Genomic DNA, 15,806 nt, shown 5'->3' with positions numbered 1-15,806 from the left:
TCGACGCCTGATCCCGGGAGCCTCCATGAACCTCGTGTCCGTCCGCATCATCACCGACGACGTCGCCCGCCTCACTGACTTCTACGAGCTCGTCACAGGCGCCACCGCCGTGCGCAACGGAGACGTCTTCGCTGAACTCGCGACCCCGTCCGCGACCCTCGCGATCGGCAGCACGCGCACCGTCCCGGCGTTCGCTCCGGGAGCGGCGGAACCCGCGCAGAACCGGTCTGCGATCATCGAGTTCCTCTCCCCCGACGTCGACGCCGACTACGCGCGGCTCCGCGATGTCGTCGATTCGTGGGTCAACGAGCCCACGGTGATGCCGTGGGGCAACCGCTCCCTGCTGCTCCGCGACCCGGACGGCAACCTCGTGAACCTCTTCACCCCCGCCACCCCCGAGGCGGTCGCGAAGTTCGCGCGATTCCAGGCGTGAGCGGGCATCGCGGCGGGCCCCTTCAGAACGCAGGACGGCGCAGCCCAAGGCACCGCTTTGGGTATGGTTCCTGGTACCGCCCACACCGCCCGTGAAAGGACGTTGATGAGTTTCGCCGAGACGCCGACGCCAGCCAAGGACGATGCCGAGCTTCAGCAGCAACTGGCCTCGGTCATCCTTCCAAATGATCGAGGCGACCAGTCCGTGCGCGATGCGGCGGCTGTCTTCGTGGACGCCGGCCTCAGGCGGGGGCGATTCGGTCTTCGCGCCCGGACGGGCCGTGTGGACGCAGGCGAATGTCGACGAGCTAGTGACCCGTTTCGTCGAGCACCCGCACGTCGTGGGCGGTTCCTTCCTCGAGAAGCTGTCCCAGCAACTGGCGGATGCCCCGGAGGACGCCAAGCTGCTCATGGCCGAACTTGTGACCTGGCAGCTGCTCCCGATCTGGATCGGCACCATCGGGGAGAAAAAGAAGCGGGCGCGCATCGAGACCGTCCTCCGCTTGATGGAGCATCCGGTCACCATTCCCGAAACCATCCTCGCCGCATTGCCGACTGGCGCCTTCAACCCCGGTACGCGGATGGGCAGCCAGTTGTACGAGGCCATGACGATCATCGTCAACATGGTGAAGGCATGGACTGAACTCTTGCCCGAGCGGCAGGAAGATCTTCTTGAAGATCCTCTGCGGCTGCGCGACTTCGTTTACGACGAGGTCGCGGGCGAGTCTTTCCCGACGCAGCGAAACGCCCTTCTCTATCTGATTCGGCCGGACTTCTTCCAGTCCATTGTGGCCGCCGACCACAAGCTCGCCATCCGAGACGCTTTCATCGGCGACGCGGGCGGCTCGGTCGGAGACATCGACGCCGACCTGAATCGCATCTCGCTCGCGCTACAGAAGAAGGGCGGCAAGCCATTCGACTTCTACGACGAGGAGTACCTCCGAGTGTGGCGGCCTGACGAGGCGCCGACAACGGAAGACAGAGAGGACTTCGCACCGACTCCGGTCTCCGACTTCCCAAGCGCGACCGAGGAGCTGGCTCAACGGGTCTTCATCGGGACCGAGTGGCTCGACCGAACGCTTGCCGTCCTCCATCGCCGCAAGCAGATCATCTTCTACGGACCACCCGGCACCGGAAAGACCTTCATCGCTCGCGCGCTGGCCGACCACATCACCGGAGGCGACGGGGGTGCCCGGCTCGTTCAGTTCCACCCGAGCTACTCCTACGAGGACTTCTTCGAGGGGCTCCGGCCCACCACGAAGGATGGCGCGCTCACCTACAAGCTGCAGGCGGGCCCGATGAAGCGAATCGCGGACGAAGCAGCCAAGAACCCGGAGCTCAACTACGTCTTGATCATCGACGAGATCAATCGAGGCAATCTCGCCAAGATCTTCGGCGAGTTGTACTTCCTGCTCGAGTATCGCGACGAAGGAGTCAGCCTCCTGTACGAGCCGGAGACAACCTTCGCCCTCCCGACGAACGTGTACATCATCGGCACGATGAACACCAGCGACCGGTCGATCGCGCTCATGGACGCAGCCATGCGCAGACGATTTGCCTTCATCGAGCTCCACCCCGGCGAAGCACCCATCGCCGGGGTGTTACCCAGCTGGCTGCAGGCAAACGGTCTCCCGGTAGAAGTCGGAGAGCTGTTCGCCCTCCTCAACGATCGGATCGATGACCGGGACTTTCGCATCGGGCCGAGCTACCTGATGGCACGCGACGGCGACCTGAGCCCCACCCGGCTCGACGAGATCTGGATGTTTGAGGTACTTCCTCTGCTCGCCGAGCACCACTATGGCGATGGGGTCGACGTGGACGCCCGATACGGACTCCAGTCGCTCAGGGCTGAACTCGACAGCCGTTCCGCTTGACGGTGCACATCCAGCTCGATGAGTGGGCCGCGCCCCGGGATGTCGACCTTCCGCGTACTGTTGCATCCGCGCTGAACTCGCGCCACATAGCATCCGTGGTCCCTACCGAGATCGATGGGCGTTGGACAGTGAGCCAGGTTCGGAAGGTCGGTTCACTCACGATCGAGGGACATCGCGTCGACATCCGTCCGAAACTCCCGATCAGCAGGCTGTTCTTCCTTTTCGGCTATGCCCCGCGCCGCCGGCTGTGGTTGGCGGAGGAGACGCTCCTTGACTCCGCTCCCGATCTCTTGGCCGCGATCGCGACCGCATTTCTACGGCAGCTCGGCGTCGCCGTCGAAAGGGGTCTGCTGCAGGGGTACCGGGAGCGACATGACAGCGACACCGTCGTGCGCGGGCGAATCGACTTCGTGGAGCAGTTCAAACGACGACCGGGGCTCGCGTCGCCACTCGAGCTGCGGTTCGATGAGTTTACCGTCGACATCGACGAGAACAGGGTTCTCGCTGCTGCTCTCGAGCGGCTCCTGCGGCTCCCCCTCCTGGACGCTGCTTTGCGGCGCACGTTGCTCCACTTCCGAAGCCTGTTCGCCGAGGTCGAGGCCTTGCCGCGCGGGCTGCCTCTGCCCCGGACCCGCGACGATCACCGCAGCGAGCATTATCAACCCGCGCTGTCCCTGGCTCGGCTTATTCTCTCTAACGCCTCTTTAGAGCACCGCGCCGGCGGGCACAGGGCGTCGGCGTTCCTCGTCGACGTCGCGCAGGTGTTCGAGGACTTCGTGTCCGTCGCACTTCGAGACTCACTCGAACGTTCCGGCGGCCGAGCGCTCAGCCAACGAAGCGACAGGCTCGACACGTTGGGACACACAGTAGTGCGCCCGGACATCGTCTGGCAGCGCCACGAACGGATCGAGGCCGTCATTGATGCCAAATACAAGGCCGTGAGATCGGCGGGCTACCCCAACGCCGACATTTACCAGATGGTGACCTACTGCACACGGTATGGACTTCGCGACGGTCACCTCATCTACGCATCTGGCGAGGAGACGCCTCAAAAGGTGAGCATCGTAGGAGCTCCGATCACAGTGCACTGCCATGCTCTGGAACTGGCCGGATCGCCGGCCGAGATTCTTGCGAGCGTCGACCGCATCGCAGAGGCGATCGTCATGTCCAAGTCAGGGGCGGACCTCCGGCGGGCCTGAAGGGCACGCGCTCGAACCGAACTGTGGTGATTCCACCCAACCCAGGGTGCGGGCCGCGCGGGCACCTTGTCAGCAGTGGCCTACGTAGGCGGCTAACCAGCGAATTGCTTCTGCTCCACTGTGCCCCTGGAGGGACTCGAACTCGTTAGGCGGGTCCGCAGCACCCGCGCGATCTGGCAACTCCCGCGTATTTCCGCGGTTCTTGGATCATGTCGATGACCCCGAATCACGCTGTTCTAAAACCGATTGTGGGCAAAATGTGGGCACGGGACGGTCCTGAGATTCCTCAACATACGCACAACGCCAAGAGACAGACCGTAGTTCGGCTCACACACGCGTTGACTCAAACTCCAGAGAGCAAATGGTTGACAAAGACGCCCGAACCGGCGAGGAGCGGCGTTAGCCACGCCGTGACTAAGACTCCTGCGATCACGGCCATGCCGAGAATGCTGACGACGATCGAGATCATTCCACGTGCGCTACTTCGCGGCGCATTGAAACTGTTGCCCACTCGGAACTCAATGTCTATCAGCGAATTGGATACTCGCACGTCTCGGTACCTACCGTCGGTGAGCAAAGACAGCGACACGGCCGCGGTGGTTCGGATGAGTTGCGGCGGGATCACGATCGACGAACCATCCAGATCCGCCCGTATGCCGGTATCGTCTTGATCGATTACAGCCACGACTCGATCACTGACAGAGAGAGCAACTGGATGCTGCGAGTCGAACGATGAACTCGGAATGTCGGCACGACTATTCGATGCGATCGTAACTTGTACCAGAAACGGATGCTTCACCTGCGTGCCCTTGAAGGACACTTCGACCGGTACGAGTGTGTTCATTAGCGGGGTATCCTCGACGACGAATTCTAAGCGGCGCTTCGGGAAGGTGCGCTGATAGGAACGGACCCCATAGGCGAAGGCTCCAATGCCTGCCAAAGCGCCGACGATCGTCCAAGCCAGGCCCCAACCATCCACGCGCACACTCTATAGCTCGGACAACCATGAGATTGTCCCCGGCTTTCCGGTTTTCCGGTTTGGCTAGCTCGGCGACCGAGCTGGTGTCGCGCTGATGACCAATACAGATTCTGCACCTACGTAGGTGAGAAGTGCTGGAGGATCACAGGGCGACCGATAGGCAAAGTTAGTTCCCAGTTCCGCAGCACGGTTAAGAGGCTGTACGTATGAATAGCCAGGAAAACTGCGCTTATGCCCTCAAGTCGGTGAGTTTGACAATCACATGCTCGGGTCTCGGGACGCGGCAGCGCGGCGGTGACCCGCACCGACACGAAAGTAGGTCACCGAGACTGTGATTCGGCGGGCGGCCACACGACCAGATCAGTGGGCGGCGCGGGTCGCACCTGGTGCGACTGCGTCTCTTGCGTCAGAATCGAGCAAGCCGCTTATGACATCTCCCGAAGCACTCTCCCAGCCTGCCCCCGGTTCCCCCGAGGCAGAGATTCTTGCTGCCCGTCTCCAGGCTCGATCGGCCGCGGACCCGTCTTACTGGGATTTCGCGAGCGGAAGTACTCGCAACGGCACCCATGCACTGTTCCAGTATCCGGCGATGATGGTGCCAGCGCTGCAGGGGGCGCTTCTCGACGACGTCTTCCAAGTCTTGCCTCCCTCGGCTTTGGTATACGACCCGTTCGGTGGTTCGGGGACAGTGCTCACCGAAGCCCTGCGCCGCGGACACAATTTCGTCGGCAGCGACATCAACCCAATGGCGCTACTTTTGATGTCGTTGAAGGCAGAGCCGCCAACGGCCGCTGCCGCCAAGGAACAGTTCGGCGTAGTGCTCTCGGCGTCTGGTATCGGCCTTCGAGGCGGCCTTCCGCTGATCCCAAACTTGAGCAAATGGTTCGAGCCGGAAGTGCAGGAAGCTCTTAGGCGGCTCCGCCTCGCGATTCGACAGCTAGAGTCACGGCGGGTCCGCCGCTTCTATTGGGTCTGCCTGGCTGAGACAGTTCGCCTGACCTCAAACTCTCGAATCTCAACGTTCAAATTGCATGCGTACACTGCCGAAGAGACAGAAGCCCGTTCGCTGGACGCAGTTCGCACGTTCCGCGCAGTGGTCTCCGCGAACATCGAAGCGCTGCGCGCGGAGGAGGCAGAGCGAGAGGGAACACCTAACGGCAATGTTCTACTTCTGCCAGGGCCGGCAGAGACGGCATGGTCGGAGGATCTTCGCCCACAGGTGCTAATGACCTCTCCGCCTTACGGCGACAACAAGACGACGGTGCCCTATGGACAGCACAGTTACCTCCCCCTCGCGTGGATCGACGGTCACGACATCCCGGGGGGCATTTCGCGCGAGGTAATGAGCTCGACTAGCGCGATCGATAGTCGCAGTTTGGGAGGATCTCTGGTGGGTGCCGATTCCGCTATGAGGGACCTTACGTTGATCTCGCCCGCGACGGCCGCGTTTGCGCAGTCAATGCCGCAGGCGAGCCTTCGAAAGAAAGTCCTGGCCTTCAGCCGCGACTACGTCGCCACGATACAGTCGATCATCGGACGTCTGGCGCCCAGCGGCTACAGCTTCTTCACCCTTGGCGAGCGGCGCGTGGGCGGACGGGGCTTCCCGCTCGTCGAACTCACCAACGACATTCTCGCTGCCGCCGACCATGTCGGTGTGGCGCAGATCACGCGCGCGTTGCCACGTCGGCGACGGATCGGACCGCGCAACAGCGAGGGCACGACGATGGCCCAAGAGTTCATCATCGTCACCCAGGCTCCGCGCTGAGAGTCGATAGCGGGCGGAAAGCTGGGGCGGGCGGACGTTCGAACATCGAGCTACTGCAGGAGTAACGGCAAGGCAATCGGTTGATTGCCTTGCCGTTAGGCTCAAGTAACCGGGGAAAGGGGCTGAGATGAGTGAAGCCAGCACATCCGACCAGGATGACCGAGTCTTCCTCAGCGTCCATCCGTCGGTGGTTTTCAAGCTGGGACGTGACCTAATCACCGACGACGTTCAAGCTGTCGTTGAGCTAGTGAAGAACAGCTATGACGCGGGGGCGACCCGATGCGATGTATTCATCGACCCCTCGTTTACCGATCCGGCTGGACCAACGTCGGCTATCCCGCAGAAAGACGGGGCGAAGCCTGGCGAACCCTCACTCGGCGATGAAGAGGAAGAACCGGCCCGAGCGACGACAGTTCCGGCGGGCCGCATCAGGATCTCTGATGACGGCGATGGTATGACCCGTCAGCAAATCATCAAGGGCTGGCTCACCGTCTCGGCAAGCCAGAAGGGTGAGTTACGCCGACTGATCCAGCGCGGTGAGATTGAAGGTCGCGCACCCCTTGGCGATAAGGGCCTCGGACGTCTGGGGGCACAACGACTCGGCCGCAAACTGATTCTCACCACCACACCGCGGGTGCCCGAAGGAGGAACTCGCGCGGATGTGCCCGCGCACCGAATCACCATCGACTGGGACGCCTACAATAATGTTGAGTCGCTGCAGAACGTTCCAATACTCCTTGAATCGATCGCCGCGGACGAGTCCGATCACGGGTCTGTTATTGAGATCATCGGGCTCCGCGATCTGCCGCGATGGGCAGCGGCCTCTGACCAAGATCGCACTGATCTCCAGAAGTCCTTCAGCGGAATGATCTCGCCGTACCGAAGTCAGGCTGATACTGGGTTTCGGGTCGGCTTCCGGATTGGCGCTGTGGTCATCGATCTCCACGAGCTGGCCAGCGCAGTGCTCGAGCATTCGACGGTGAGTTACGAACTCGCATACGCGAGTGGGCGCCTTGAGACTGACGTCGCGGTGTCATTGGCGTACCTCAGGCCCCCGGTGGGCCGGGAGGACATAGCCGACTTCGATCGATTCGTAGGCGCGGATAGCGGCGTCGAGTTCACCGCATGGCTCTGGGCGAATCGCGCAGACCAATTAGCAGATCTCAACATCCTTGCGGGTGGCCGACGTGGTTGGTTGCACGCTTCTGGGACCAAGCTAGTGATGGAGACGGAACCGGAACTCATCACCCGCGCTGAGTTCGCCGAGCTCGCCGGGGGCGACGCGGAGCTACCAAAGGACACCACGGAGGCCGAGCGCGCCGCTCTCATCGTCGCCGATCCAGGACCCTTTACCGGCAGAGTCGATGCCGTCATCCTCCGCCGGGATCCGACCGAGCTGTTCTCAAGACGTGACGATTACTCCGCCTTCGTGAAGGCACTAAGTGGTGTTCGCGTGTACCGCGATGGTTTCGGCATTCGATTAGCCCCCGACTGGCTAAACCTTGCATCGCAGTGGACCTCGGCCGGTTCCTATTACACGCTGCGACCAGACAACACGCTCGGCTACATCAACATCAGTTCCAAGGACAACGAGCAGCTTCGCGAGACCACCAATAGGGAGGCCTTCCGCGAGACGCCAGTGCAACGGAACTTCCTCCGTTTGCAGGCCGCTTGGCTTTCGTTCGGAGCCGAGGTACAAGAAGAGGTTCGACGCGGCTATAACGCCTTCCGTACCCTCAAGAAGCAGCAGTTAGCCCATCTCGACGAAGTCGACGCCGTACCCTCGGCAATCGCTCGCCGAGCCCGTGATAAAGCTGAAATTCTCTCACAATCCGCCTCGGCTCTACACACCAGCGAACGCCGGTTGGAACGACTCAAAGACCTCAGCAAAACCTTCGTCGATCGCGAGCACGCCTCCGCCGAGAATTTGTTTCACGACGCTGAGGACCGTGCTGCGTTTTCGACTGCGGCCAGAGAAGTCTCCGAGATCTATGACGAAGTGAGTGCAGCGGTCGGGCAAGCTCAAGAGCAGCTCGCAGAGTTCGAACACCAACGCGCGCTGCTGGACCTACTTGTCGGTCAGATCGACGAGCAACAGGAACAGCTCGAGGAAGTTTGGGAGTCAATCGCGCTCGGCCTTGTAGCTGAAACCCTTTCCCACGAACTGATGAACCTCAGCGAGCGGTTGAAAACCCGAAGCAGTCAGGCACTCGGCATCCTTCGAGCAGAACCGAACCCCGATCAGCGAATATGGTCGTTCGCCGAAGACACTCGTGCCACTGGAGCCGCATTGGCAAAGCAAGTGTCGCGCCTCGATCCGTCGCTGCGCTACGTCCGCGACCGACGAGATGACGTCCGAATCGGCGAGTTCGTGACCGATCTGGCCAACTATTATCAGCAACTTTGGTCGGATCGCGGGATTACCGTCACAGCCACTGTCGCACGCGACTTCACCGTCAAAGCGAATCGCGGCCGACTCCAACAGGTGCTCGACAACCTGCTTCTCAACAGCGGCTATTGGGTCACGCGATCAGGTCTGCCTACAACGGTGGGCCTTACAGTGGACGACTTCGAGATCCAGGTCGAAGACTCGGGCCCCGGCATCGATCCGACGGTCGAACATTCACTGTTCGAGCCGTTCGTCACGAAAAAGCCACGCAACCAGGGGCGAGGCCTCGGCCTGTTCGTGGTTCGTCAGCTGCTTGCAGCCGACGGCGCCACGATCCGGCTCGCCGGCCCCAGGAACGAACGCGGACGACTGCACACTTTCGTGCTTGATTTTAGCGCGGACGAATAGAAAGGAAGAGCATGTCCGATGGGGGGACGTCGGCGCCGGGGGCCGACAACTCAATTGTTGCCGATCAGATTCGCACACTGTTCGACGCGCTCGAGATCACACATGTCGTCGCCGTGGATGACTACTACCCGAACGCGGTGGTCGATCTCGGCGCATTGACCTTGGCGGTGGAGCGGAGCGAGATCCCACTTGGCGAGTTCACCGCAATGCCAGGCGTGCCATGGACCGGATCCAGCATCGATACCGCCGAACAGGCAGCGGAATTGCTACGTGAGTCTTGGGATAGCCTCGATCCAGATCAACGCGATCAGCTCGCGGCCCTCAAGATCGCCGCTGAACCGGTCCCAACCACCGCCGACGAACGACCTCCAGCGCAGGAACAGGATGCGGACGCCGCGACCATTTCAAACTTCAGGGAGTTCTTTCCTTCGGAGATCGAAGTCTCGACACTAAGCGCGACAGCCTGGGATGAGCAGAGAGACATGATCCTGGCCGGTGACGGAACCGTCTTGGTTTTCTTCGACCTAGACCTTCGTCATGAAGACCGTTCCTCGACCGCCGGAGCGGACCTGCTCCGCGAGCTGCAACAGAGAACCGACGCGTCCGTGATCGCGGGAATCCTCACGCATGAGGCCTCGTCTTCGGAGACCGAACAGCAGCTCGTCGAGCGGCTCCGGTCGCAACACGCTCTGAAACCGTTCCCGTTGATGGGGAAGGACCGCGCGAAAGATCCCGTCCAGTTCCTCGACGGCCTGCGAACATATTTGATTCTGGCGCAAGTCATCCATCACACGACAACGATTGCCGACTCGATCCGCGACGGCGTTGCCGCGGCTACAGCAGCGCTGGCCTCACTAGACGCATACGACTTCATCACCACCATGCAGAACGCACGTTATGAGGGCGTCTACGAGCTCGACGGGCCACTGCGAATCGCGAACCGCGCACTGCGCCGCGAGACCGTCGCCGCGCTCGGCCGCAATGTCGACCATAAGACGATGTTGGTACTCCGCAGCGCTGCGACGATCATGATTCCGCTGGACGCGTCCCGCGCCGACGCCGAGCACGCTCAACGATGGGAGCATGACTACGACGACGCCGCGTACGTTAACGGCAATCATCTCCCCCTCGAGGTCGGCGACGTCTTCAAGGTGCAGGCGGACGACGCTTCAGAAACCTATTACGTCTTACTCATGCAGCCGTGCGATCTGTCCCTGAGGGAGGACGGAAAGCGATCGACCTCACTGAAGCAGTTCACTTTAGCCAGGCTTCGTCCCGCGCCGAACACGATCGACTCCGAAACCAGGGCAGACCGACCCGAAATCCCCGCGCCAATCATCGATGACCGCACGCCTTGGGAAGTAAATCTTGCTGACCTGCTCCACGTGCCCGAGGATGTGCTGGACCTCGTCGTCTTCAGCGACGAGGGGGACGCCCTCATGAACAGCTCGAATCTCACTGCAGTGGCACTGCAATCGTCCTGGACGCAGCGCGGCCGAGCACTGGAGAAGCGGCGCCGCAATTTTCTGACCGAGGCGAAGAAGCTCGACAATTCTTTCGGCAGGATGGGCAAGCAGCAAGTGGAGAAGCTCACGGAGAAGATCAACCGGAACGAACTCGGACTTGTGTCACCGAAACTGCAGGCAAGCATCGACCAAGATGCTGAGGAAGTCAGGTTCAATCTTCGCCGAGTCGGCCGGCTAACTACGCCAATCGCCCACAAGGTACTTACCTCTGCCGGTCAACGTCAATACCGGCCTGCCCTGGAATACGACCTGTTCGGCGACGGGTGGCGAAGCTGACGCTCGCCGTCAGCCAAGGTCGACGCGCATCAGAGAACGCTCCACAGCCTCCGCAAACGGCACGCCGGGGTAGGTTCGGCTCGTCCACCGTTGCCACCTCGAGGGGTGCCGGGGCCCATCACCGAATCGGTATACCGACAAGTGGTGGCGACTAAGTTGCTCCTGCAGCCAGCTAACCTGTGCCCGATAGTGTTTCCGCGCGTGCCCGGAGGGTTCGCCAACGCCGTGAGCCAGTAACACCAAATCCGCTACAGTTAGGGCCCCAGTGAGGTGTTCGCGTGCGGACAACCATGGCGCTTCCTGCTGCCCGATACGACTGATATCGCCGGTCCTAGTGGTCGCCTCAGGGAACAGATTCCAGACTGACAGATCACTAGCGCCGAGCGCGGCTCGAGCCAGTTCGAGGCGCGCAAGTGTCCGCGCACCGTCCGTCAGCGGTGGGTTCGACAGGACACACAGCATCCGTGCTCCGACTGGCTCGGTAGCGACGGGCGAGCCGTGATCTCGGCGCGTGGCACCATCTTCCAGGTACTCCCTGCTGACGTTGGCTCGGTCCGACACTCGCTTACGTTAGCGAAGTCCCGGAAGACGCGCGAATGGTCTACCAAGCCTCAGCATCAAGGTTGATCTGGGCCACGCAATTAAGGAGAACTATGAAGCCTTCCTCTCGTCTCGGCTGCTGTCATCCACATCCCGGTCGATCTCCCGATCCACTGATGAGTCGCCCACACAACCGGCCCGGAAATTTCGGCCGCCTCCGATCCGGAAAGCTAACCTCGGCGTGCTTCGTGTTACATGTTGTGGCCCGACGTTCGACATCGACTCACCCGGCCCAGGCAAATCCTCGGAGCGTCCATCGGTTCGCGGCGAGATTCGCGACTCGAATCACGCTTAAGTGGTCCAGCATCTCCGCTTCGCCGTTTTTCTCCGGTCCGCTCCTCCCCTATGAGCGACGAACCACCGCTTGGTGACCCTGCCCACGCCTCTATTTCTGTTTTGTGTTCTGGTTGCCCCACTCACTTTCTTGTTATCTCTTCTCGTCTGCGCCACTGCCACCCCTTTACTTCCCAACCTCCGTCAAACTGCAACGATGTTTGGGGGAGGTTGGGAAGCGCGCCCTGCGCGGGGGTGGCGGTGGCGCAGGCGAGAAGAGGGACAAACCGTTCCATTACCTATTCCCGCCCGAGGAATAGGTAATGGAATACCCACGAGCATGGTGCCGAACATGGAAATTCGATCAAGAGCCAAGCACGCAACCTGCTTCCATGCTCTGCAGGGGGCCAAAAGCATGCCCCCAACGGGCGCCACTCAGATGTCTCCCGTCCGTTACAGAATTGACCGAAGGAATGTGCGTCGAACCACGGCGACGATAGCGTCTAGCGACGGGGTAGCGAAGAAAGTTGAGGTGGCTAGAGATGGCAGGCAGCGTGACCCCGTACAGCACTTCGCAGGGCAAACGATATCGCGTGCGGTATCGGAAGCCCGATCACACGCAGACGGACAAGCGGGGATTCAAGACCAAGCGCGAGGCCGAGCTGTTCCTCGCCTCGGTGACGGTTTCAAAGGCGGCCGGTGATTACATTGATCCGGCTCTGGCTCGCGTCTCGGTAGGCGACCTCGCTCCTCTGTGGCTGCGCTCGAAGTTGGTGCTCAAGCCCTCATCGTCAAAGCCGCTCGAGGTCGCATGGGGCGTGCACGTGGCAGAGCGATGGGGGCACCGCGAAATCTCCACCATCGTTCCCTCCGAGGTGCAGGTCTGGGTTAGCGAGTTAGCGGGTCGCAGGTCGCCCTCCGTGGTGATCCGGGCACACGGAGTGCTCGCGGGCATCCTCGACATGGCCGTCACCGACCGTCGCCTTCCTCGGAACCCGGCGCGCGGAGTGAAGCTGCCCCGGAAGACCGGGAAGCTGAATCGTGTCTACCTCAGCCACGATCAGGTGCACACACTCGCTGGTCTGTCTGCGCATCCGACGCTCGTGCTCTGTCTCGCCTACACGGGCATCCGGTGGGGAGAGGCGACCGCGCTGCGCGTGCGGCACATCAACTTCCTCCGGCGCCGGCTGAACGTTGAAGAGAACGCCGTGAAGGTCGGCTCCGTCATTCACCTCGGCACGACGAAGGGGCATGAGCGCCGATCCGTTCCCTACCCGGAGCTGCTCAGCGCAGGCCTCGACGAACAGTGCGCCGACAAGGGACCCACGCAGCTCGTGTTCGGTGGCGGCACCTTCCACATGAAGTCGCCGGACTCCGTCGATGGATGGTTCGTGAACGCCGTGCGCCGCGCGCAAGAGGCGAACCCCGACTTCCCGTCGCTCACCCCGCACGACCTTCGGCACACGGCCGCGTCACTCGCGATCAGCAGCGGCGCGAACGTGAAAGCGGTGCAGCGGATGCTCGGCCACGCCTCGGCCGCCATGACCCTCGACACCTACGGCGATCTGTTCGACGACGACCTCGAGATGGTGGCCGCCAAGATGCAGGACGCGGCACGCGAGGCGAGTGTCGGCAAGAGCTGGGCGATCAATCTGGCGTAGCGAGGCCCTCGGCTGTGTTGGGCGCCAGATCAAGCGTCCTTGGCGACACCGTCAGTCGATGACGCAATGACTTGGATTATCTGACGCAGCCACTCGCGCGCAGTGTAGACATCCGACAGCACCGGCGTCCGGCCATCAACCTCGGTCTCCGCGCGAGCGTCGGAGTAGGCGAGATCCCACCCACCCATGGGCCGCACGGGAATCGGCGGCCAAGCCTGCTGTCGTCGCCAATCAAATGTGCGCACGCAGAGGCTGTTCAGGCTCAGCAGATCGGGGCCCGCGTTCCAGAGCAGTTGAAGGTCGACCAGGTCGTGCGCCCGCACGTAGGCGGGGTCGGTGACAGCGTGGATTTTCTGCGCGATCTGGTACTCCAGCTCGACCAGTTCGACTGGCTGGAGCTCACCGAATCCAAAGTAGTCGCCGAACTGCAGCAGCCCTCCGTCGATCTCCATCGCCGCGTGCGGATACGGATCGACTTCCGGGTCAGAGACCTCCACATCGAGTGCGCCCCACGCGCTGCCGAGGAAGGCGATCGACACCCGATATGGATGCATCACGTACTCCGGGCGGGCGAGCCCAGGATCATGGAGCTTCACTGCCCGCACGGTCGCGGTGAACGCGACGCGATCCGGTGCATCCGATCTCCGCCGCAGCTCGCCTTTCGAGGCCGGGACGCTTCCCCACCCCTCAGCCAGACGCGCGCGGAATGTTTGCTCGAATTGTTCGCCTCTAACGCGCGTGGAGACATCGAGATCGGAGGTCGCCCGAGTGCCCCGCTCCCCCAGTCGCAACTTCACACCCATTCCGCCCTTGACCGCGACAGCATCAGGAAGCATCTGCGACACGATCAGCGTGCACAGCATCACCCGTGCTCGCGCGACGGGGATGTCCAACTCCGCCGCGACCTGCGCGAGCCGATCGTTGAGCTGTGTGACGTTCAGCGGTGGCGTGACCTCATTCATGCCGAGGCGGCCTTCCACGGAGTGGCCTCACGCTCGCCGATCAGCTCCCTCCTGAGCGCAGCGTCGACCAGAGCTTTCCACCGGTCGGGCGGCATCCGATCCCGCATGTCCTCAAGCGCCCGCCGAACGGTTGTCGCCGCGACGCCCTCGTAGCTAGTGAGATCGTCGTAGAGCAAGTCAGGTCGGCTCTCCAGCTCCATCCAGTCCGGCAGAGCGCGCCTCACCCGACGCCGAGTCCCCACACGCACCTTCGGTGGGTTGAACTGGCCGAGGCCGACAAGATCGAGAACGGATTCGCGATGCAAGAATGCCCCCTCACCCGCTAGAGCGACGGCGATCGTCGGCTGAGCAAACGGTGTCCTCGGCACGTCGCGGTGCCCGTAGACGCCCTGCCCGTAAGCGTCGAGCGCGCCACGAGCAGCGAGTTTTCGTACCTCGACGGCGGGCACACCTGCATCCTCGGCCTCGGCAAGGGTCACCACACCATTGCGCGACGCCGCGATCTCCCACAGATCCTGGCGATAACCCATCTGCTCACCTCTCCGCCATTACCGTACCAATAATGGTACGGTTTTGGCGACCCGCTATTCGCGACGCCGGAAAAGTGTGGGCAAAATGTGGGCAAACGCTGCCACTCCGGGAAGGGGAAAGGCCCCAGATCCGCATGAATTCAGGGATCTGGGGCCTCGCAGAGTGGTGCCCCTGGAGGGACTCGAACCCCCAACCCTTTCCTTAGGACGGAACTGCTCTTCCATTGAGCTACAGAGGCTGACCCCGCCACTCTACCGGGTTCGGCCCGGCGTCAGGCGGCGACGGGCAGCGACAGATAGTCCGCCCAGGCGGGCTCGGCGCGCTCGGCGCCCTTCACCGTCCAGCCCGCCTGATATGGCATCGCCGGCTCGAAGCGGAGCGACCATCCCATCTCGGCGGGGGTGCGGTTGCCCTTGATGTTGTTGCAGCGCAAGCAGCAGGCGACGAGGTTCTCCCAGCTGTCCTTGCCGCCGCGGGAGCGCGGGTGCACGTGGTCGATCGTCGAGGCGGATGCGCCGCAGTAGGCGCAGCGCTGCCCGTCGCGGCGGAGCACGCCTCGGCGGGTGACGGGCATCATCCGGTTGAGGGGCACCCGCACGTAGCGGGTGAGCAGGATGACTGCCGGGCGGTCGAAGTCGTCGTCGATGCCGTGCACGGGATGCTCGTCATCCCGCTCCAGCACCCTCGCCTTGTCGTTCATCACGAGGACGAGTGCTCGCTTGAACGACACCACACCGAGCGGTTCATACCCCGCGTTGAGGACCAGTGTTCGCATGCTCTCCCTTTCGAAGACTCCCGCACGGCTTGCGGGTGCTCGACGATTCACACACCGTCTCCCGAGGGTCGAGGAGTGCGAGGGGGCAACAAAAAAGGCGCTGTCGACATGACAGCGCCTTACATGCAGAGCTCAGATATCTGGCTCTGACACAGT

11 protein-coding genes and 1 tRNA gene are annotated in these 15,806 nt (G+C 62.2%); 7 read left to right on the top strand and 5 right to left on the bottom strand.

The features are described 5' to 3' along the window. Positions 1 to 25: 25 nt before the first annotated feature. The 3 genes from ACFJGV_RS17625 to ACFJGV_RS17615 all read left to right on the top strand — a co-directional run bounded on the left by ACFJGV_RS17625 (position 26) and on the right by ACFJGV_RS17615 (position 3,505). On the top strand, positions 26 to 433 hold the full coding sequence (locus ACFJGV_RS17625; RefSeq protein ID WP_378145414.1) for a VOC family protein: 408 nt from the start codon (positions 26 to 28) through the stop codon (positions 431 to 433). 184 nt (positions 434 to 617) lie between these two features. Then, positions 618 to 2,306 carry an McrB family protein gene (locus ACFJGV_RS17620; protein ID WP_378145412.1) on the top strand — a complete coding sequence of 563 codons (1,689 nt, stop codon included), beginning with the start codon at positions 618 to 620 and terminating at the stop codon, positions 2,304 to 2,306. Positions 2,307 to 2,308: 2 nt separating this feature from the next. After that, positions 2,309 to 3,505, top strand: a complete 1,197-nt coding sequence (locus tag ACFJGV_RS17615) for an McrC family protein (protein ID WP_378148769.1) — start codon at positions 2,309 to 2,311, stop codon at positions 3,503 to 3,505. 343 nt (positions 3,506 to 3,848) lie between these two features. Here ACFJGV_RS17615 and ACFJGV_RS17610 read toward each other — a convergent pair whose 3' ends face one another. Beyond that, positions 3,849 to 4,484, bottom strand: a complete 636-nt coding sequence (locus ACFJGV_RS17610; RefSeq protein WP_378145411.1) for a hypothetical protein — start codon at positions 4,482 to 4,484, stop codon at positions 3,849 to 3,851. A gap of 427 nt (positions 4,485 to 4,911) precedes the next feature. On the opposite strand from ACFJGV_RS17610, the gene ACFJGV_RS17605 reads away from it, so the two are divergent. The 4 genes from ACFJGV_RS17605 to ACFJGV_RS17590 all read left to right on the top strand — a co-directional run bounded on the left by ACFJGV_RS17605 (position 4,912) and on the right by ACFJGV_RS17590 (position 13,382). After that, positions 4,912 to 6,249, top strand: coding sequence for a hypothetical protein (locus tag ACFJGV_RS17605; protein ID WP_378145409.1), 1,338 nt, complete (start codon positions 4,912 to 4,914; stop codon positions 6,247 to 6,249). A 127-nt stretch (positions 6,250 to 6,376) separates the two neighbouring features. Next, the gene (locus ACFJGV_RS17600) at positions 6,377 to 9,046 is read left to right on the top strand and encodes an ATP-binding protein (protein ID WP_378145408.1); all 2,670 of its coding nucleotides are present in this window, start codon (positions 6,377 to 6,379) and stop codon (positions 9,044 to 9,046) included. Positions 9,047 to 9,057: 11 nt separating this feature from the next. Then, positions 9,058 to 10,848 (top strand): hypothetical protein, encoded by a 1,791-nt coding sequence (locus ACFJGV_RS17595; protein WP_378145406.1) that lies wholly within the window; start codon positions 9,058 to 9,060, stop codon positions 10,846 to 10,848. 1,415 nt (positions 10,849 to 12,263) lie between these two features. After that, positions 12,264 to 13,382 carry a tyrosine-type recombinase/integrase gene (locus ACFJGV_RS17590; protein ID WP_378145404.1) on the top strand — a complete coding sequence of 373 codons (1,119 nt, stop codon included), beginning with the start codon at positions 12,264 to 12,266 and terminating at the stop codon, positions 13,380 to 13,382. A 29-nt stretch (positions 13,383 to 13,411) separates the two neighbouring features. Here ACFJGV_RS17590 and ACFJGV_RS17585 read toward each other — a convergent pair whose 3' ends face one another. The 4 genes from ACFJGV_RS17585 to ACFJGV_RS17570 all read right to left on the bottom strand — a co-directional run bounded on the left by ACFJGV_RS17585 (position 13,412) and on the right by ACFJGV_RS17570 (position 15,650). Next, positions 13,412 to 14,362, bottom strand: coding sequence for a nucleotidyl transferase AbiEii/AbiGii toxin family protein (locus ACFJGV_RS17585; protein WP_378145403.1), 951 nt, complete (start codon positions 14,360 to 14,362; stop codon positions 13,412 to 13,414). Next, positions 14,341 to 14,874, bottom strand: coding sequence for a type IV toxin-antitoxin system AbiEi family antitoxin domain-containing protein (locus ACFJGV_RS17580; RefSeq protein WP_378145401.1), 534 nt, complete (start codon positions 14,872 to 14,874; stop codon positions 14,341 to 14,343). Before ACFJGV_RS17580 ends, ACFJGV_RS17585 begins: the two co-directional genes overlap by 22 nt. 164 nt (positions 14,875 to 15,038) lie before the next feature. Then, positions 15,039 to 15,113: transfer RNA gene (locus ACFJGV_RS17575), tRNA-Arg, on the bottom strand. Positions 15,114 to 15,146: 33 nt separating this feature from the next. Then, on the bottom strand, positions 15,147 to 15,650 hold the full coding sequence (locus ACFJGV_RS17570) for an HNH endonuclease (protein ID WP_378145399.1): 504 nt from the start codon (positions 15,648 to 15,650) through the stop codon (positions 15,147 to 15,149). Positions 15,651 to 15,806 lie beyond the last annotated feature (156 nt).

Source organism: Cnuibacter sp. UC19_7 (assembly GCF_042699995.1).
Classification (GTDB): domain Bacteria; phylum Actinomycetota; class Actinomycetes; order Actinomycetales; family Microbacteriaceae; genus Cnuibacter.
The sequence above is the reverse complement of the archived record's forward strand: the minus strand, read 5'-3'. Positions and strand labels throughout refer to the sequence as shown.

Bases quoted from the DNA above. Each gene is read 5' to 3' on its own strand.
- ACFJGV_RS17580 (WP_378145401.1), bottom strand. From the start codon at position 14,874: ATGGGTTATCGCCAGGATCTGTGGGAGATCGCGGCGTCGCGCAATGGT.
- ACFJGV_RS17605 (WP_378145409.1), top strand. From the start codon at position 4,912: ATGACATCTCCCGAAGCACTCTCCCAGCCTGCCCCCGGTTCCCCCGAG.
- ACFJGV_RS17570 (WP_378145399.1), bottom strand. From the start codon at position 15,650: ATGCGAACACTGGTCCTCAACGCGGGGTATGAACCGCTCGGTGTGGTG.
- ACFJGV_RS17590 (WP_378145404.1), top strand. From the start codon at position 12,264: ATGGCAGGCAGCGTGACCCCGTACAGCACTTCGCAGGGCAAACGATAT.
- ACFJGV_RS17625 (WP_378145414.1), top strand. From the start codon at position 26: ATGAACCTCGTGTCCGTCCGCATCATCACCGACGACGTCGCCCGCCTC.
- ACFJGV_RS17595 (WP_378145406.1), top strand. From the start codon at position 9,058: ATGTCCGATGGGGGGACGTCGGCGCCGGGGGCCGACAACTCAATTGTT.
- ACFJGV_RS17600 (WP_378145408.1), top strand. From the start codon at position 6,377: ATGAGTGAAGCCAGCACATCCGACCAGGATGACCGAGTCTTCCTCAGC.
- ACFJGV_RS17620 (WP_378145412.1), top strand. From the start codon at position 618: ATGATCGAGGCGACCAGTCCGTGCGCGATGCGGCGGCTGTCTTCGTGG.